We start from the raw sequence: 19723 nt of genomic DNA, 5'->3' as shown, positions 1-19723 counted from the left end.
CAGGCTGCGCAGGCCGGCCGGGATCGGCAGGGCTTCGTGCAGGTGCGACTGGGTCAGCAGCAAGGCGATGCCGCTGTCCTCGAACATGTAGCTCAGGCGGTCCTGGGGATATTCCGGGTCCAGCGGCACATAGGCGCCACCGGCCTTCACGATACCCAGCAGGCCGACGACCATCTCCAGGCTGCGCTCCATGGCGATGCCCACCAGCACATCCGGGCCCACCCCCTGCTCGCGCAGCTTGTGCGCCAGCTGGTTGCTACGGCGGTTGAGCTCGGCATAGCTCAGGGTCTGCTCGCCAAAGGCCAGCGCCGGGGCATCCGGGGTGGCGAACACCTGGGCCTCGATCAGCTGGTGAATGCTGCGCTCGTCCGGGTACGTCGCCTGGGTTTCGTTCCAGCCTTCGACCATCTGTCGCTGTTCTGGCAGCCCCAGCATTGGCAGCTCGCCAATCACCGCGTCAGCATTCTCCGTCAGCGCCTGCAGCAGGTTGGCAAAGTAGCCAGCCAGGCGGCCAACGCTCTCGTCGCTCCACAGCGCACGGTCATGGCTGTACTGCATCGACAGCGTGGTGCCCAGTTCCACCACCAGGGTCAGCGGGTAGTTGGTCTGCTCCTGCACGGCCACATCGCCGAAGCGCAGGCCACCGGGCGCGCCCTGTTGCAGCGCCTCGGCCACCGGGTAGTTCTCGAACACCAGGATGCTGTCGAACAAGGCGTCACCGCCCTGCCCCGCCCAGCGCTGCACATCGTACAGCGGGGTGTGCTCGAACTCGCGCACGGCCAGGTTGCCGGCCTGCACCTGGCCGATCCACTCGGCCACGGTCTGCTCGGCACGCGGGGCGCCGATCACCGGCAAGGTGTTGATGAACAGGCCGATCTGTTCCTCTACCCCCGGCAGGTCTGCCGGGCGACCGGCGACCGTGGCGCCGAAGCACACGCTGGCCTGGCCGGTGCAGCGTTGCAACAACAGCAGCCAGGCCGATTGCACCAGGGTGTTGACCGTGACCCGGTTGGCCCGGGCGAAGGCTTCGATACGGGCGGTCTGCTCAGGGTCGAAGGCCAGGCGGTGATCGCCATGGCCGCTACCGCTTGCGCCTGCACTGCCGGCGATGGCCTGGGCCAGGCGGGTCGGCTCGTCCAGGGCCGCAAGCTGGGCTTTCCAGAAGGCTTCGGCAACGGCCGCGTCCTGGCCCTGCAGCCAGGCGATGTAGTCGCGGTAGTGCGTGGCCTGTGCCTGCGGCGCCAGGCCGGCATAGCGCTGCAGCACTTCGCCCAACAGCCGCGAGGTGCTCCAGCCGTCCATGAGGATGTGGTGGTTGGTGTAGATCAGGTGGTGGCGGGTATCGCCCGTGCGTACCAGAACCAGGCGCAGCAGCGGCGCGGCAGCAAGGTCGAAGCCGCGCTGGCGCTCACCCTCGGCCAGGGCCTGCAATGCCTGCTCCAGCGCCGGCTGGCCACGCCAGTCGTGCCCGCTGCACGGCAGTTCGACGGCCTTGCGTACCACCTGCACGGCCTGCTCCAGTTCGCCCTGCAGGATGAAACCGCTGCGCAGGATGTCGTGGGCATCGAGCGCGGCCTGCCAGGCCTGCTGGAAACGCTGCACATCCAGCCCATCCACATCCACGCGCAGCTGGTTGATGTAGTTGCCGGCCTGCTGGTCGTAAAGGGTGTGGAACAACATGCCCTGCTGCATGGGTGATAGCGGGTACACATCGGCGATCTGCCCGGCCTCCAGCGGCAGGCTGTCCAGTTGCGCCTGGGTCAGCGCGGCCAGCGGGAAGTCCGACGGCGTCACGCCTTGGTGCCGCGCATCGCAGCAGTGCTCGACCAGCTCTGCCAAGGCCTGCCCGTAGGCCTGGGCCAGCTTCTCGATGGTGGCCGGGTGATGAACGTCGGCGCTGTAGGCCCACTCCAGGAACAGCTCGCCGCCGTACACCTGGCCGGTGATGCTCAGCCAGTTGCCCAGCTGTGCGCCGGCACATTGGGTACGGCCTGCGCTTTCCCCGCTCGGGGTGAACAGGGCGCCGGCCTCGGCATCGAAGCTGGCATCGAACTGGCCCAGGTAGTTGAAGGTGACACGGGCCTGGGCGGCACGCTCGAGCCGGTCACGCACTTCAGCATCGCCGAAGTAACGCAGCAAGCCGTAGCCGAGGCCTTTGTCCGGCACGCCGCGCAGTTGCTCCTTGATCGCCTTGATCGACTGGCCAAGGTCCTGGCCGGGTGTGAGGCGCACCGGGAACAGGCTGGTGAACCAGCCCACGGTGCGGCTGAGGTCGAGGTCGTCGAACAGGTCTTCGCGGCCATGGCCCTCCAGCAGTACCTGCACGTTGTCCTGTGCGCTCCACTGGCACAGGGTGCGCGCCAGCGCGGTCAGCAGCAGGTCGTTGATCTGCGTGCGGTAGGCCGCCGGGGCCTGTTTCAGCAGCTTGGCGGTGCGCTCGGCATCCAGCCGTGTGGCGGCGGTACGGGCATGGGTGTTGGCCAGGCTGCCCATCGGATTGTCACGCGGCAGTTCGGCGTGGTCGCCGGCCAGCGCCTGCAGCCAGTAGTCGCGCTGTGCTTGCAATGCGGGGCTGCCGGCATGGCTGGCCAGGCGCTCGGCCCAGGTCTTCACCGAGGTGGTCTTGGCGGGCAGGCTCACGGCCTGACCGTTCAGCAATTGCCGGTAGGCCGCTTGCAGGTCTTCCAGCAACACCCGCCACGACACACCGTCGACCACCAGGTGATGGACCACCAGCAGCAGGCGCTGCTGGCCATCGGCGAAATCGAACAGTTCGGCACGCAGCAGCGGCCCGTGCTCCAGGTTCAGGCTGGCCTGCACCTGGTTGCCGGCGGCGTCCAGCTCACTCAGTGCGGCCAGGTTGCGCTGGCGCAGCAGTGGTGCATTGTCCAGCGGCTGGAAGCGCGCCTGCCACTGGCTTTCGCCACGGCTGAAGCGCAGGCGCAGGGCGTCGTGCTGCTCGACCACGGCGCGCAGGGCTGCCTGCAGATGTTGCACCTGCACCGGGCTGGCCGGCTTGAGCAGTACCGACTGGTTCCAATGCGCCGGCTGGGCGATCTCCATCTCGAAGAAACGCGCCTGGGCCGGCAGCAATGCCAACTCGCCGCTGGTGGCGGTGTCCACGGCTGCGGCCGCAACCGCTTGCTTGGCCTCGATGCGCTTGGCTACCTGCGCCAGCTGGGCGATGGTCTGTTGTTCGAACAACTGCTTGGGGGTGATCCTGATGCCCTGGCGTTTGGCCCGGGCGATGATCTGCAGGCTGAGGATCGAGTCGCCGCCCAGTTCGAAGAAATTGTCGGTGCTGCCGACCTGCTCCAGCTTGAGCACATCGGCCCACACTGCGGCCAGCTTCTCCTCGATATCGCCTTGCGGCGCCACATAGCCACGGCTGACCGCGCCCGGTGCCGGCAAGGCACGCTTGTCGAGCTTGCCGTTGGCGGTCAGTGGCAGGCGCTCCAGCAGCAGTATCTGCGCCGGCACCATGTAGTCCGGCAGGCGTGCCTGCAATTGCGCCTGCAGTTGCTGCACGGTCACACCGGCGTCGGCCACACCGTAGGCCACCAGCTGCAAGCGCTCGGCATCGCCCTCCAGTGGCAAGGCCAGTACCACGGCCTCGCTGACACCGGGCAGGCCGGCCAGCACCCGGCCGACTTCACCTGGCTCCACGCGATAGCCACGGATCTTCACCTGGTCGTCGGCACGGCCGATGAACTCGACCAGGCCATCGGCAGTCCGCCGCGCGCGGTCGCCGGTGCGGTACAGGCGGGCACCACCCTCGGTCGGCACGAAGCGTTCGGCGGTCAACGCTGGCTGGCCCAGGTAGCCCTGGGCGACGCCTTGCCCGCCCAGGTAAAGCTCACCGGGCACCTGCGCCGCCAACGGGTTGAGATAGCCATCCAGCACCTGGGCGCAGGCGTTGCCCAGCGGGCGCCCGACCGGCACCGTGCGGCAACCTGGCAGCGGCTGCCCCGGCTCGAAGGTGAGCACGCCTACAGTGGTTTCGGTCGGGCCGTAGTGGTTGATGACCCGGCAAGCCGGGCGCAGTTCGCGGATTTTTTCCAACAGGCCCCAGCTGCATGCCTCACCACCCAGGATCAATGCCTCGGCGGGCAGCACATCGGCGGCGCGGGCCGCTTGCAGCAAGCCTTGCAGGTGGCTCGGCACCAGCTTGAGCACGCCGACCTGGTGCTGCGCCATGTAGCTTGCGAAGCCATCCGGGTCGAACGCCAGTTCCTGTGGCAACAGGTGCAGCAGGCGGCCCGAAGCCAGGGCACCGAACAGCACGGTGTGGCCCAGGTCGGCCGCGGTGGTGGACACCATCGCCATGCTTGCCGCGGTAGGCAGTTGCAGGCGCTCCAGCACCGCCTGGGTGTAGCTGGCCAGCGCCCCGTGGCTGACTACCACGCCTTTCGGCTGGCCGGTCGAGCCCGAGGTGTAGATCAGATAGGCCGGTTGTTCGGCGGCGATGGCCACCTCGACCGGGCTGTCGCTGCAGGTTGCCCAGGCGGTGTGATCACAGGCAATCAGCTGCACGCCGTCCAGGCCGGCGAAGCGCTGGTCGCCCGACTCATGCAGGAGTACGGCGGCGCCACTGTCGGCAATCAGTTGTTGCAGGCGCTCCGGCGGTTGCTGGGTGTCCAGCGGCAGGTAGGCGGCGCCGGTCTTGAGCACTGCGAGCAAGGCGCCGACCCACTCGATGGAGCGCGGCAGGCACAGGGCGACGATGCTGCCGGCACCGACGCCGTGCTGACGCAGGTAGTCGGCCAGGCGGTTGGACGCCGCCTCCAGCCCGGCCTGGGTCATGAACCGGTCACCAGCACGCACACCGCCGTGGGCCTGGCCTTGCGCCATTGCCTGGCGCCACAGGGCGAGGAAATTGCCGTGCGGGTAGGCCTGCGTGGCAGCCGGCAGCAGCGTCGCCATTTGCGGGCTGTCGACGATCGCCTGCTGCGGGTCACGGATCAGCGCATCCAGCACCTGGCGCAGCGAAGCGGCCATGCGTTCGATGGTGGCCTGCTCGAACAGGTCGGTGGCGTAGGTGAAGTAACCTTCGATGCCGTCGGCCTTGTCGGAGAAGTCGAACGCCAGGTCGAAGCGGGCATCGCCACCGTCACGGGCAAAGCCTTCCACCTCCAGCGCGCCCAGGCGCTTGCGCCCTGCATCGCTGGCGGCCACGTGCTGGTTGATCTTGAACTGGAACAGCGGGTTGTGGGCCAGGTTGCGCTCGGGCAGCAAGGCATCGACCAGGTGCTCGAACGGCAATTCCTGGTGCGACTGGGCGCCGCCGATCACGTCTTTTACCTGCTCCAGCAGCGCGGCGAAGGTGGCGCGCTCGTCCACCTGCACGCGCAGCACCTGGGTGTTGATGAAGAAGCCGATCAGGCCTTCCAGCTCCTTGCGGTTGCGCCCGGCGTTCGGGGCGCCGATGCGGATGTCGGCCTGGCCGCTGTAGCGCGACAGCACCACCGCCATGGCCGCCAGTACCAGCACGAACAACGTGTGGCCACCCTTGCGCGCCTGGCTGCGCAGGGCCTCGGCCTGTTCGGCGCCGATGTCCACGCGCACCACCGCGCCACGCTGGCTGGGCGTGGCCGGGCGCTCGAAGTCCAGCGGCAGGCTCAGCACCGGGTGCTCGTCGCCCAACTGGGCCTGCCAGTAGGCCAGCTGGCGCTGCGCTTCACCGGCCTCGAGCCAGGCGCGCTGCCAGATGGCGTAGTCGGCGTACTGGATCGGCAACGCCGGCAACTCGGCCTGCCGGCCTTCGGCCAGGGCGCTGTATAGCTGGATGAATTCCTGCACCAGCACATCGCTGGACCAACCGTCGGAGATGATGTGGTGCATGCTCAGCGCCAGCACGTGGTGATCGGCGGCCACGCGCAGCAGGGTCACCCGCAGCAGCGGGCCGGCCAGCAGGTCGAAGGGCTGCTTGAGGGCGGCGTCCACGGCCACGCTCAGCGCTGCCTCGTCGGCGGCACCGTCGAACATCACCCGTTCCAGCGCCAGCGGGCAGTGCTCGAGGATTTCCTGGTAGAACTCGCCCTCCTCCGAGGCGAAGCGCGTGCGCAGCGACTCGTGGCGTTGCACCAGCGCATCCAGCGCCTGCTGCAGCACCGCCTGGTCCAGCGCGCCCTTCAGGCGTACCGCCATCGGCACGTTGTAGGCCGGGCTGTCGGGCTCCAGCTGCCAGAGAAACAGCAGGCGTTGCTGGGCGTACGACAGCGGAATACGCGCCAGGCCCTGACGCGCGGGCACGATGGGCAGCAGCCGGAAGCTCTGCCCGGTGGCCTGCATCTTTGCCAGGATCTGCTGGCGTTGCTCCACGGGGAGGCCAACGAAACGTTGGGCGATGCGTTGTGCGGCAGTGAGTTCCATGTCAGGCCTCTGTGAATGCATTCATCATTTGTTCGATATCGCTCAGGCCATCGTCGGAGAGCGACAGGCCCTGCTCGTCCAGTGCCTGGGCGAACGCGCGCAGTTCGGGGTGGCCGAAGATCAGCCGCAGGGGTATGTCCAGCCCCAGCTCGACGTTGATCCGCGACACTGCCTGGGCCGCCAGCAAGGAGTGGCCGCCCAGCTCGAAGAAGTTGTCGTTCAGGCCGACCCGGGCAACGTTCAGCAACTGCGCCCAGATGTTCGCCAGCTGCTGCTGCCGCTCGGTCTGCGGCGCCTGATATTCATGCTGTGGCTGGCTCGGGTCGGGCAGTGGCAGGGCCTTGCGGTCGAGTTTGCCGCTGGGGGTCAGCGGCATGCTCGGCAGGGTCACCAGGTAGGCCGGGATCATGTAGTCCGGCAGGCTGGCCTTGAGGTACTGCTTCAGGGCCTGGCGCAGATCGCCGCGGTAACCTTCGGCCGGCACCGCATAGGCGCACAGCTGCTTGCCACTGGGCAGGTCGATGGCCAGCACGGTGGCTTCGCGAACGTCCGGGTGCGCCCGCAGGTACTGCTCGATCTCACCCAGCTCGATACGGAAGCCGCGCACCTTCACCTGGTGGTCGACCCGGCCGCGATAGGCCAGCTGGCCGTTTTCGTCGTAGCAGCCGAGGTCGCCGGTGCGGTACAGGCGGCCACCGCCAACCGGGTCGAACGGGTCGGGGATGAAACGCTCGGCGGTGAGTGACGGACGCTGGTGATAACCGCGCGCCAGGCACCCTGCCCCGCCGATGAACAGCTCGCCGGGCACGCCCACCGGTGTCGGCGCCAGGCCATCGTCCAAGGCATGCAGGGTACGCCCCGGCAAGGCACGCCCGATCGGCACGCCGCCCTGGCTGATCTGCTCCACGGTCATCTGCGAGCAGTCGTAGGTGGTGGCGACCACGGTGGCTTCGGTCGGGCCGTAGGTGTTCAGCAGGCGCACCGCTGGCGGGCCGTCGGCCAGCCAGGCGCGCAGGGCATCTTCCGGCACCGCCTCACCCCCCACGTGAATCTGCTTCAGCCGGCCATAGGCCTCGGGGGCGCGGCGCTCCAGCGCCAGCAGGCGCCAGTAGGCCGCCGGCAGGTCGGCCACGGTCACGCCGTGGCGGTTGATCTCCTCCAGCAGGGTGGCGGTGTCCCACAGCCGCAGGTCGCGCAGCACCACACAGGCGCCCTGGGCCAGCGGCGGGAAGAACTGCTCGATGAAGCCATCGAAGCTGATCGTGGCGAACTGCAGCACGCGATCGCCTGGGGTGAGGCGCGAATAGTCGCCGGCCACCTGGCAGAACAGCGACAGGGCCTGGTGGTCGATGGCCACGCCCTTGGGCATGCCGGTGGAGCCGGAGGTGTAGATGACGTAGGCGAGGTTGTGCGGCGCCGCCAGGTTGGCCAGCGGCTCGGCGGGCCAGGCGTGCAGCCACTCGGTGCCCGGTTCCAGTACCACGCAGGGCAGTTGCTTGCCCAGTTGCAGGCGCTCACGCGAGGGCGCGTCGGCCAGCAGCAGGCCGATATTGCTGTCCTCGACCATGTAGGCCAGGCGTTCTTGCGGGTAGTCCGGGTCCAGCGGCACATAGGCGCCACCCGCCTTGTGAATGGCGATCAGCGCCAGGGCCATGCCCAGACCGCGCTCGACAGCCACGCCAACCAGGCAGTCCGGCCCCACGCCCAGCGCCCGCAGGCGGTGGGCCAACTGGTTGCTGCTGCGGTCCAGTTCGGCGTAGGTCATCTGCTGGTCGTCGAAGATCAGCGCCAGCGCATCCGGCCGCTCGTGGGCCTGGAGTGACAGCAGCTGGTGCGCACACAAGCCGCTGCCAGCCTGGGGCGCCGGGTTCCAGCCGTGGGTCAGCTGCTGGCGTTCGGCACTGCCAAGGAAGTCCAGCTCGGCAATGCAGCGCTGTGGCTCGGCGCAAATGGCTTCCAGCAGTGCTTGCCAATGCCCGGCCATGCGCTCGATACGTGCGACATCGAACAGGTCGGTGGAATAGTTGAACGAGGCAGTAACGCCGTCGGAGCGCTCCAGGGTATTGAGCGAAATGTCGTACTGCGCGCCCGGCTCCAGCAGGTCCACTTCCTTGACCTGCAGGCCGTGCAGGGCATCGCTGGATACCTGCTGGCCAAGGTCGCGCAGGTGGTTGTACAGCACCTGGAAGAACGGGTTCACACCTTGGCCACGGTCGGGGTACAGCGCCTCGGCTACCTCGAGGAACGGCACGTCCTTGTTGGCCTGTGCCTGCAAGGTGGTTTCCTTGATTGCCGCCAGCAACTGCGCGAAAGGCTGGCTGCCATCGACACTGATACGGGCCACCACCACGTTGATGAAGAAGCCGATCAGCCCTTCCAGCTCCAGGCGGTTGCGGTTGGTGACCGGCACGCCGATGTTGAGCGTGCCCTTGCGGCTGTAGCGCGACAGCACGATGGCATAGGCTGCCAGGAACACATGGAACAGCGTGGCGTTGGATGCCACCGCCAGTGCCCGCAGGCGCTCGGTGAGGGCCTGTGGCAGGCGCACGTCGAAGCGGCTGCCCTGGTAGCTTTTGACCTGCGGGCGAATGCGGTCGGCAGGCAGTTCCAGCACTTCGAAGTCGTCTTCCAGGCGGGCCTTCCAATAGGCGATCTGCGCCTGCATCTGCCCCTCGGCCAGCCACTTGCGCTGCCAGGCGGCGAAGTCGGCGTACTGCACCGGCAGTGGCTCGATGGTTTGCGCCTGGCCCGTGGCGGCGGCGTTGTAGGCGGCGGCGAACTCGCGCACCAGCAGGCTCATCGACCAGCCATCGGAGACGATATGGTGCAAGGTCAGCGACAGCAGATGCTCCTGCGCATGCACCTTGAACAGCCGTGCACGCAGCAGCGGGCCGTGCTCCAGGTCGAACGGGACAAAGGCTTCGGCTTCCAGCTTGCGCATCTGCGCGGCGTGGTCCTGGCCGCTGAGGTCTTCGAAACCGATCGGTACCGTGGCGGCCGGCAGGATGCGCTGCCAGGGCAGGCCGTCGGCCTCGACGAACACCGTGCGCAACGATTCGTGCCGGGTTACCAAGGCATCCAGCGCAGCCTGCACGGCGCAGTGGTCGAGGTGGCCCTGCATGCGCACGGCCATCGGCGTGTTGTAGGCCAGGCTTTCGGGGTTGAGCTTCCAGAACAGCCACTGGCGGTTCTGCGAGCGGGACACCGGCAGCGGTTGCTGGCGGTCGAGGATCTCGATGTCCAGGCCTGCGCCCTGCTCGCCTTCGGCCACTGCCTGGGCAAAGGCCTGCAGGTCGACGGTGTCGAACAGGCTGCGCAGCGGAATATCCACGCCCAGCTGCTTGCGTATCCGCGATAACGCCTGGGTGGCCAGCAGCGAATGGCCGCCAAGGGCAAAGAAGTTGTCGCCCAGGCCTACCTGCGGTACTTGCAGGACTTGCGCCCAGATCTGTGCCAATTGCGCTTGCAGCGGGGTCTGCGGCGCTTGATAGGCTACTTGGGTGGCGACGGGTTCCGGCAGCGCCTTGACGTCGACCTTGCCGTTGACCGTGACCGGCAGGTGCTCCAGCACTATCAGGTGGGTCGGCACCATGTGCTCGGGCAGCAGGCTCTTGAGGCTGGCGCGGATCGATTCCTGCCAGGCCAGGCTGTCGGCCGGCATCTGGCTGGGCACCAGCCAGGCAGCCAGTTGCAGTTGCGGCGCCTGGCCATGCACGCGCACCAGGGCATTGGCGACACCGCCCAGGGCACGCAGCTGGTTTTCGATTTCGGCCAGTTCCACGCGATAGCCACGGACCTTCACCTGGCCATCCATGCGCCCGGCAAACTGCAGGTCGCTGCCTTGGTGAACCCAGTCACCGCTGCGGTACAGGCGCTGGCCGTGGCTGCCGTTCGGGTCGGGGACGAAGCGCTCGGCGGTGAGTGCCGGGCGGTTCAGGTAGCCACGGGCCAGGCCGGCGCCACCGATGTACAGCTCGCCCTTGGCTTTGGCCGGCAGGGGTTGCAGGCAGCGGTCGAGCACCGCGACGCGGGTGTTGGCCAGGGGCTGGCCGAGGCTGGCCTGCCCGTTCAGTTCGGCGACCAGCACACCGACGGTGGTTTCGGTCGGGCCGTAGTGGTTGAACACCTTGAGCGCCGGGGCCAGGTTGCGGATCTTGCCCAGCAGGCTCGGGCTGATGGCCTCGCCGCCGAGCACCAGGCACTGTGCCGGCAGCGCCGAGCGGCCAGCCACCAACATGGCTTCCAGGTGCGACGGTACGATCTTCAGCGCATCTATCTTGTGCTCGGCCAGGTAGGCGGCGAAGCCTTCGGCATCCAGCACCTGCTCGCGTAGCAGCAAATGCAGGGTATGGCCGCCGCACAAGGCACCGAACAGCATGGTGTGGCCGAGGTCGGCAGCCGGGGTCGAGACCTGGGCCATGCTGCGGATACGCTCGAGCGGCAAACGTGCGGCGATGCCTTCGACGTAGTTGGCCAGGGCGCCGTGGCTGATCGCCACGCCCTTAGGCTGGCCGGTGGTGCCGGAGGTATAGATCACGTAGGCCAGGTTGGCCGGCGTCGGGGCGATGCGGGCGGCGCTGCCGTTGCCGGTTTGCGCCCAGTCCAGGCGCTGCACGCCCTCGGGCAGTTCGGCCTGCCAGTTACCGGGCGCCAGTACCAGGCGCGTGCCGCTGTCGGCAAGCATGTAGGCCAAGCGTTCGGCCGGCTGCTCGGGCTCCAGTGGCAGGTAGGCGCCACCGGCCTTGAGCACGCCGAGGATACTGGCGAGCATGCCGACACTGCGGTCGGCCAGCACACCGACCAGTGTGTCCGGCCCTGCTCCGGCTTCCACCAGCCGGCCTGCAATGGCCTCGGCGCGGGCATCGAGTTCGGCGAAGCTGGCCTGCTCGCCCGCAGCCATCACCGCCGTGCGTTCGGGGTGGCGGCTGGCGGCGGCGGCAAAGCGCTGGTGGACCAGCAGCGTTGCGTCAGCCTGCGCAGGCGCGCCAATGGCAGGGGCCAGGCCTGGCAATGGCAGCTCGCCGACTGCGCCACCCGCTTCGTCGGCCAATGCCTGTACCAGGGCCAGCCACTGCTCGCCAAGGGCTTCGACGGTGGCCGTATCGAACACGTCGGTCGCATAGGTGAACGCTGCGTGCAGCTGCCCCGCTCGCTCATGGGTATCCAGTGCCAGGTCGAAGCGGGCGCTGTGCTTTGCCAGCACGACTGGCGCCAGGCTCAGGCCGGAGCGGGTCTCGATGGCTTGCACATCCGCCACCTGCGCCTGGTGGTTGAACAGCACGCGGAACAGCGGGCTCTCGCTGCTGCGCGGCAGGTCCAGGGCTTCGACCAGTTGCTCGAACGGCAGGTCCTGGTGGCTTTGCGCGCCTACGGCGGTTTCGCGCACGCGCTGGAGCAGGCCGGTGATGTCCAGCAGTGGGTCGATTTCGGTGTGCAGTACCTGGGTATTGATGAAGCAGCCGATCAGCCCTTGGCTTTCGCCGCGGTTGCGGTTGGCAATGGGCACGCCGACACGGATCGCCGACTGGCCACTGTAGCGCTGCAGCAACAGCTTGAAGGCAGCCAGCAGGACCATGAACAGGGTGACGTTATGCTTGCGTGCCAGGCCGCGCAGCCGTTCGGCGACATCTGCAGCGATGGGGAACTCGTGACGTGCGCCGCGATAGCTGGGGCGGCCCTGGCGGCTGCGGTCCAGTGGCAGTTCCAGCGGCGAATGGTCGTCGCCCAGGCGCGCCTGCCAGTAGGCCAGCTGGCGCTCCTGCTCACCGGCCTGGAGCCAGCTGCGCTGCCACAGGGCGTAGTCGCGGTACTGGATCGGCAGCGGTTCCAGGCGGGCTTCGCTGCCGGCCACGGCGGCATCGTACAGGTGCAGGAATTCGTCGATCAGCACGTTCATCGACCAGCCGTCGGCGACGATGTGGTGCAGGGTGAGCAGCAGGATGTGCTCCTGTGCCGCCAGTTGCAGCAGGCGCACCCGCAACAGCGGGCCGCTGGCCAGGTCGAAGGGGGCCAGGGCTTCGGCTTCGGCGATGGTTTCGATGGCGGCCTGACGGGCGTCTTCGTCCAGGCCGGCCAGGGCATCCTGGCGCAGCTGCAACGGGGCAGCGCTGGCATCGACCTGCTGGCGCACGTCATCGCCGTCGGCGACGAAGCGGGTGCGCAGGGTTTCGTGGCGGGCCACCAGGGCATCGAAGGCATGCTGCAGGGCTGCCAGGTCCAGCGGGCCATTCAGGCGCACGGCCATGGGCAGGTTGTACGCCGCACCTTGCGGGTCGAGCTGCCAGAGGAACCACATGCGCCGCTGGGCGTACGACAGCTGGTCACGCTCGGCCACCTCTACCCCGGGCGCAATCGGCAGCACGGAAAAATCCATGCCCTCGCCCTGCAGCGCCTTGAGGAACAGGCGGCGCTTGTCGGGGCTGAGTTCGATGAAGCGGCGGGCGAGCTTGAGCGTTTGGTCGGCATTCATGTCGAGCGGTGTCCTGGCAGTCGAGCGGTAACTGTCAGACGAAGGTGCGGGGGGGTGATTTAGTGGCGCCAACCTTAGGCCCAGCACCATCCCTGTGGGAGCGGGCGTGCCCGCGAAGGGCCTAACGCGGTGTATGGCACCGGCTACGCCGGTGTTCGCGGGCGCGCCCGCTCCCACAGAGCCCTGCTAAATCAATGACTTATGTGTTGTTCTATGGAGCGGGCATGCCCGCGAAGAGGCCGGCATTGCCATCAATAAAATGACGTAGTCCAAATCTCTATTCCTTGTAGGACCCTTCCCAAACCCCCACCACCCCGAAAATACCCGCCAACCGCCTGCTAGGTTCCTGGCTTCCACCTGAAAAAGAGGCGAGCCATGAGCATGCGCATGAACATCTTCGGCCGATACCAAGGCCTGGACGGCGACGAAACCACCACAGGCGCCATCTGCATTGCCAGCCAAGCCAGGGGCCGTGTGCATGGCCGCGACTGGCTACTTCAAGGCGACCCGACCACACCCTGCCCGCTATGTGGACAAGCGGGCACCATCGTCGAGGGCGAAGTCCGCTGGCGACAGGATGGTATTCCCACGGCTCTGGACGGAGCACTGGTGCAATGCGGGTGCCCACAGGGCAGCAATCGCCTGGTTGCAAGTGGGTACGCACCTCCGGCTTCGCGCGGGGCACCCGCATCTGAGCCTGTTCGTGAGGCACCAGCACAGGCCCAGACGGGTAACCCGATAAGAAGTACCTATCAGCCTGAGGTGGTTCAGCCCTCGCCCACTCCTCAAGGCATGGAGCCCGGCTTCTACATCGTTCCGCGCTGTATGTCATACCAGGAAGTCCTGGCAGAGCTGGGCGCGCCGCAGGCCAACCTGCCTCGGTCAATTTTGGAGCGGCTGAACCCGACGTATCAGCGTGGTTTCAAGGCAGGTGAGATCTTTGTCATTGGTGATGGCTTGAGGCGCCCGGCGTGCACTCGGGAAGAGCATTTTGCGATGAGTGCGGCGAAACAGGCGCGGGAGGACTTGGCAGATCTCACAGCGGAAGAAGCTGACTTCTTGATGCGCCATCAGGCCGAAATTGCCGGATTACTCAGCGATGTGAGCTTGGCGATGGGGGTGACTGAGACGATGGTTGCCAAATCGTTGGATGAAATCAGCGTCACATTGCAAAAAATTGAAGACCTGCATAGACAGCAATTCATCAAGCATGGGCATCTTCGCCATCCAGAGTTTTTTTCGGAACGTCAAAAACTGTTCAAAAAATTAAGCACAAACCTGAATGCGACTGTTCTGAACAAACACCTCAACCTTGGCAACTATGAAAGCCTACGACGGGACTTGGGAATCTCCTCGAGAAGCTTGGTGCACCATTGGAGCAAAGCTGGCGCCCCAGGACATATCCCTGGCTACTCGACACACTTAAACAAGCTGGCCAAAATGGCTAAATACTTGAAACACGGAGGGCGCATCGGTATTGCTGTTGGCGGAATTGGCTCAGCAATAAAAGTCTCCGAAGTATGCCAGGCTGGCAATACAAAGGCCTGTGAAAAAGTCCGAGTTACTGAAGCGGGAAATTTTTCTGGCGGCTTAGCCGGGGGATGGTTTGGCGCAAAGATGGGAGGAAAGGCCGCAACCCAAGTTTGTTGGAGAGCAGGTCCTGCGAGCTTGGTATGCGGAATAGTTATCACTGGCGGAGGAGCATTGGCGGGAAGCCTTGCAGGCATGAAAGGCGGTGAAAAAATCGGCGAAATAATTTTCGAGGCTTTTCAAGATGATTGATCATCTCGACATCAAGCTAAAACTATTTTTAGTCGCTTCCCCTTTCTGCCTCTGCCTAACCGCACTCGCGATGGATCTTCATATCGCATGCTCTCGTCAATATGAAGTAATGACCGCAGCACTCCACCGAAGCCCATGCCTCTCATATTCCGTCAGACTTTGGGGAGAGAAAAGTGTACGTTCAAGAATGCTGGTAACGTTCATGATAGCGGGTGCTATCACACTACCAAACTCCAGCATTCGAAAAGGCTCGCTTGATGCCCGGGATTTTGAGCAGCTCCCTAAACATCTGAAAGCCAAAATCACTATCGCATCATGGCTTAACACCGCCGGTTTTAGCTGGCTAATCATAAACTACTTCATAATATAACCACAACAGAGCTTCGAGATTTTCAAAATGATTGAGCATCTTGATGTAAAACTAAGACTATTTCTGTTAGGCACTCCTATCTGCCTCGCCTTAATCGGGCTTGTATCTGACCTTCACATTGCGTGCTCTCGCCAATATAAAGAAATGACCTCAGCACTCCAACGGAGCGCGTGCCTTCCATTTGCGACCGGCATGTGGGGAGAGAAAAAGATAGGTTCCAGAGTTCTAGTTATTTCTGTAATCGCTGGCGCCATTGGGTCCCCCGCCTCAAGCATTCGCAGCGGGCTATTGGATGAGCAAGACCATTTACAATTCCCTGAGAAGTTAAGAAGAAAAATTCTTATTGCATCATCACTAAACACCATTGGCATCGCTTGGATAGCCATCTATTACCTGACGAAACTGCTAGACTGAGAGACAAAACAGATGAACTCAAATCTTTCATATAACACCGAACCTCAAGCAAACCAGCGCACTCAAAAACACCGACTTCACGTAGTCTCTATATCGAAGCTGATCACCATTACCTAATTATCAGCTGGTCGCCCTCCGCCGCTCTACTTGCACTAATTTCTCATTATGCCAACCACTAAATGACGTAAAGATCGGTTTGCCACTGATTGTATGGTACCGGCTGCGCCGGTGTTCGCGGGCACGCCCGCTCCCACAGGAGTTGTGCACAGCCTGAGGCATTCTGCATAACCTGAGGCATGCACAATCCCTGTAGGAGCGGCTTTAGCCGCGAAAGGGCCAGCCCAGCCAATACAAGGATCAGCGCATCAAACCCAACTCGGCATCATCCAGCAGCGCCTTGGCCATGGCTGCGAAGTAATGCGATGCCCAGAGCATCTGCTGATCGCCACCCATCAAACCGGTCAGTGACAAGTCGCGTGCATAGCCCATCAGCTCCGAGGCTTGCTCCCGGGCGCTGCGGCAGGGGATGCCCTCAGCGATACGGAACAGCGGATGGGTTTGGCCTTCGCCTTGGTAGAAGTAGGTAACGCCGGGGGTGGTTTTGGTTTCGTCTGTCATGGGTTCTCCTGAATGTAACGACAAACCCTGAAATGCTTACTACAGGTTTCCACACCCGATCGCTGAACCGTCAGCGACGGGCAAAGCCTAGAGTGCGGGATTTGCAGGAACAATCAGACGCATGTCGACAGAGGTTGTAGGATATTTCGCAGGGGTGGAGTTGCCAGTCCCGAGGCGTAGGAAGAGTCTGGGATTGTTGTAGGTTGCAAGAGGTATGTCTGGGGAATGCATCTGGGCTGACAGGTGTTCGCCACAACCTTTTCAGTGCCTGTGAGATCGAGCGCCGCCCGCGCGGCGCATCGCGACGCAAGGCCGCTCCCACAGGGGCCTTGCAGTACCTTGAGAACTGTCAGCGCAACAACTCGGAATGCCCCTGCGCCATCGCCACCACCACCTTGCGCTTGCCGGTAAACGGCGACCGCGCATGCGCCGCGAGCATGTTGTCGAGCATCAACACATCGCTCTCCAGCCACGGAAAGCTGATGGTGCATTCGTCCAACACCCCGCGCACTTCATCGAGCAGCGAATCCTCGATGGTCGTACCGTCGCCGTAGTACACGTTACGCGGCAGGTCCTCTTCCTCGACGATGTCCATCAACGACTCGCGCACTTCTGGCTGCAGGTTCGACACATGGAACAGGTGCGCCTGGTTGAACCACACGTCCTCCCCGGTCACCGGGTGGCGTGCCACCACCTGGCAGCGCTGGCGGGTGCGCAATTCGCCGTCATCCTTCCAGATGCACTCGATGGCATGCGCCCGGCAATAGGCCTCGACCTGGCGCGGGTCTTCAGTGTTGAACACCTGCGACCATTCCACATCAAGGCCGTTGCCGTAGTTGCGCACGTACATCAGCCCCTTCTCCACCAGCCGCTCACGAATGCGCGCCGGCATGCGCCGGTACACCTCGCGGCTGTCGGCAATCGGCGTCTCGCCACCGGTCTCGGCGGGGATCACGCTGTAGAACCAGATCTTCATCGGCCATTCCAGGGTATAGGCCTGCTCGTTGTGCAGGGGGATGCTCTGGTGCGCCGGGTACTCGGTGGAGGTGTACACGCCCTTGGTCACGTTGCTGCGCGGGGTGGAGCCAAACTCGTAGTTGAGCAGCGGGTGACCGAAGGAAGCGGCGAACTGGCGGAAAGCTTCGGCACCACCCACCTCGAAGCCGCGAAACAGGATGCCGCCAGCCTGCAGCAGGTGCCGGTCCACCAGCGGCTGCAACTCGGCAAAGGCTTCCAGCAGGTCGATACCCGGCTCCGGCGCGCGCACCAGCAATGGCAGGTTGCCGCGTGCGGCGTCCAGGGGTTCGATCGCAAAGCTCAGCAGTTCACTCATGTCCGGTCACCTCAGGCCAGGGCCGCATAGGCGGCGAAATCGGGATGTGCGCCATGTCGGCGCCTGACTGAATGAACGAGCGGGCGATAAGGAAATTCACCTGGACCGCACACACAGGTAAAGCCGGCGCGCGCCGGTTCGTCTGAACGATGTGCACCCTTCTATCGCCCAGGAACCGTACATGACTCGCCAGCTTCTGCTCCTCGCCCTGCTCGCCGTGGCCCCTGCCGCGTGGTCGGCAGAGCCATGCGCCGTGGAAATCCATGGCACCGACCAGATGACCTTCGACAAGGCCGCCATCACCGTGCCCAAGGCCTGCGCCGTGTTCACCGTCACGCTCACCCACCCTGGCGACATGCCGAAGAACGTGATGGGCCACAACTGGGTGCTGAGTACCCAGGCCGACATGCAAGGCGTGCTCGACGACGGCCAGAAAGCCGGCGAAGCGCTGGACTACGTGAAGCCCGGCGACACCCGGGTGATCGCCCACACCCGCCTGATCGGCGGCGGTGAAACAGACAGCATCAGCCTCGACGTCCGGTCGCTGAAGGTAGGTACCGCGTACAGCTTCTACTGCTCGTTCCCGTTCCACGGCACCTTGATGAAAGGCTCCCTGACCCTAGGCAGCTGACCCCGCCCCCACCTCACCAGCGAGATCACGCTTCATGAAAACCTCCTCCCCCGGGGCCATCCGCGAATTGCTGGGCCTGCTGAAACCCTACCGCCCGGCGGTAATCGTCTCGGTGCTGCTGGGCATGCTCGGCGGCCTTGCCGTGACCGCCCTACTGGCCACCGTCAACCAGGGCCTGCATGCCGCTGGCGGTATGAGCCAGGGCGTGATCCTGGCATTCGCCGGCCTGTGCGTGCTGGCCCTGGTCAGCAGCGTGGCGGCCGACAGCGGCACCAACTACGTTGGGCAGAAAGTCATCGCCAGGCTGCGCAAGGACCTCGGCGCCAAGGTGCTGTCAGCGCCGATCGAGCAGATCGAGCGCTACCGCACCCATCGCCTGATCCCGGTGCTGACCCGCGACGTCGACACCATCAGCGACTTTGCCTTCGCCTTCGCCCCGCTGGCCATCTCGCTCACCACCGTGACTGGCTGCATGGCCTACCTGGCCTGGCTGTCGTGGCCGATCTTCCTCATCACCCTGGCGGCCATCGGCATTGGCAGTGGTATTCAGTACGTGGCCAGGCAGAAAGGCGTGGCCGGCTTCAACGCCGCCCGCGATGCCGAAGACAACCTGCAGAAGCACTACTCGGCCATCGCCGAGGGCGCCAAGGAGCTGCGCATCGACCGCCGCCGCCGCCACGCCATGCTGACCCGCAACATCCAGGGCACCGCCGACTTCATCGCCAACACCCATATCCGCGCCATCAACATCTTCGTCGCGGCCAAGAGCCTGGGGTCGATGCTGTTCTTCGTGGTCATCGGCCTGACCCTGGCCCTGCAATCGCTATGGCCGAGCAACGACCCGGCGGTGATGAGCGGCTTCGTGCTGGTGCTGCTGTACATGAAAGGCCCGCTGGAAACCTTGATCGGCAACCTGCCTATCCTCGGCCGCGCCCAGGTGGCGTTCCGCCGCATTGCCGACCTGTCCGAGCGCTTCTCCTCGCCCGAGCCGCACCTGCTGCTGGAGCCGCCGGTCAAGCGCACCGCCCCGGCCAGCGCGCACCTGGAACTGCACAACGTCGAGTACGCCTACCCGCCGGTGGACGGCAACGAGCCGTTCCGCGTGGGGCCGGTGAACCTGAGCATCGAACCGGGCGAGATCCTGTTCATCGTCGGCGAGAACGGCTGCGGCAAGACTTCGCTGATCAAGCTGCTGCTGGGCCTGTACACCCCGCAAAGCGGCGAAGTGCGCCTGAACGGCAAGGCCGTCGGCCCGGAGGGGCTGGATGACTATCGCCAGCTGTTCACCACGGTGTTCGCCGACTACTACCTGTTCGACGACCTGCCCGAGCATGAACACAGCCTGCCCAGCGATGCCACACGCTACCTGGAGCGGCTGGAGATCGCCCACAAGGTGAGCGTGCGCGATGGTGCCTTTACCACCACCGACCTGTCGACCGGCCAGCGCAAGCGCCTGGCACTGGTCAATGCCTGGCTGGACGGGCGGCCGGTGCTGGTGTTCGACGAATGGGCAGCGGACCAGGACCCGACCTTCCGCCGGGTGTTCTACACCGAGCTGCTGCCGGACCTGAAGCGTTTGGGCAAGACCATCATCGTGATTTCGCATGATGACCGGTACTTCGATACGGCGGACAAGGTGGTGCACCTTAGCCGGGGGAAAGTGGTGGAGGCGTTGGAGCCGGCTTGAGGCAGCAAAGGGGGCTGCGCGCCCCCTCATCAACCACAATCTATAAT

7 protein-coding genes are annotated in these 19723 nt (G+C 65.0%); 3 read left to right on the top strand and 4 right to left on the bottom strand.

Translation table 11 applies throughout. The annotated features are described in order from the left end of the window. Window positions 1-6372: non-ribosomal peptide synthetase (locus tag CAG00_RS21535; protein WP_139832819.1), on the bottom strand; the 6372-nt coding region annotated here is incomplete at its 3' end. Window position 6373: 1 nt separating this feature from the next. Next, window positions 6374-12841: a non-ribosomal peptide synthetase gene (locus tag CAG00_RS21530; RefSeq protein ID WP_085665298.1), complete on the bottom strand. Its 6468-nt coding sequence runs from the start codon at window positions 12839-12841 to the stop codon at window positions 6374-6376. A 375-nt stretch (window positions 12842-13216) separates the two neighbouring features. On the opposite strand from CAG00_RS21530, the gene CAG00_RS21525 reads away from it, so the two are divergent. Further along, the gene (locus CAG00_RS21525; protein ID WP_085665297.1) at window positions 13217-14623 is read left to right on the top strand and encodes a PAAR domain-containing protein; all 1407 of its coding nucleotides are present in this window, start codon (window positions 13217-13219) and stop codon (window positions 14621-14623) included. Between the two features lie 1141 nt (window positions 14624-15764). On the opposite strand, the gene CAG00_RS21510 is transcribed toward CAG00_RS21525, so the two are convergent. Both CAG00_RS21510 and CAG00_RS21505 read right to left on the bottom strand, forming a co-directional pair. Then, window positions 15765-16025, bottom strand: coding sequence for a DUF3077 domain-containing protein (locus CAG00_RS21510; protein WP_085665294.1), 261 nt, complete (start codon window positions 16023-16025; stop codon window positions 15765-15767). 349 nt (window positions 16026-16374) lie between these two features. Further along, window positions 16375-17358 carry a TauD/TfdA family dioxygenase gene (locus CAG00_RS21505; RefSeq protein ID WP_085665293.1) on the bottom strand — a complete coding sequence of 328 codons (984 nt, stop codon included), beginning with the start codon at window positions 17356-17358 and terminating at the stop codon, window positions 16375-16377. 181 nt (window positions 17359-17539) lie between these two features. Between CAG00_RS21505 and azu the strand changes: the two genes are divergently transcribed. After that, window positions 17540-17989: an azurin gene (azu, locus tag CAG00_RS21500; RefSeq protein ID WP_085665292.1), complete on the top strand. Its 450-nt coding sequence runs from the start codon at window positions 17540-17542 to the stop codon at window positions 17987-17989. Window positions 17990-18023: 34 nt separating this feature from the next. After that, on the top strand, window positions 18024-19676 hold the full coding sequence (locus CAG00_RS21495) for a cyclic peptide export ABC transporter (protein WP_085665291.1): 1653 nt from the start codon (window positions 18024-18026) through the stop codon (window positions 19674-19676). Window positions 19677-19723 lie beyond the last annotated feature (47 nt).

The sequence above is a fragment of the Pseudomonas sp. B5(2017) genome (assembly GCF_002112825.1).
Classification (GTDB): Bacteria; Pseudomonadota; Gammaproteobacteria; order Pseudomonadales; family Pseudomonadaceae; genus Aquipseudomonas; species Aquipseudomonas putida_Z.
The sequence above is the reverse complement of the archived record's forward strand: the minus strand, read 5'-3'. Positions and strand labels throughout refer to the sequence as shown.

Coding starts and splice junctions, on each gene's coding strand:
- CAG00_RS21530 (WP_085665298.1), bottom strand. CDS start 12,841: ATGAATGCCGACCAAACGCTCAAGCTCGCCCGCCGCTTCATCGAACTC.
- CAG00_RS21525 (WP_085665297.1), top strand. CDS start 13,217: ATGAGCATGCGCATGAACATCTTCGGCCGATACCAAGGCCTGGACGGC.
- CAG00_RS21510 (WP_085665294.1), bottom strand. CDS start 16,025: ATGACAGACGAAACCAAAACCACCCCCGGCGTTACCTACTTCTACCAA.
- CAG00_RS21505 (WP_085665293.1), bottom strand. CDS start 17,358: ATGAGTGAACTGCTGAGCTTTGCGATCGAACCCCTGGACGCCGCACGC.
- azu (WP_085665292.1), top strand. CDS start 17,540: ATGACTCGCCAGCTTCTGCTCCTCGCCCTGCTCGCCGTGGCCCCTGCC.
- CAG00_RS21495 (WP_085665291.1), top strand. CDS start 18,024: ATGAAAACCTCCTCCCCCGGGGCCATCCGCGAATTGCTGGGCCTGCTG.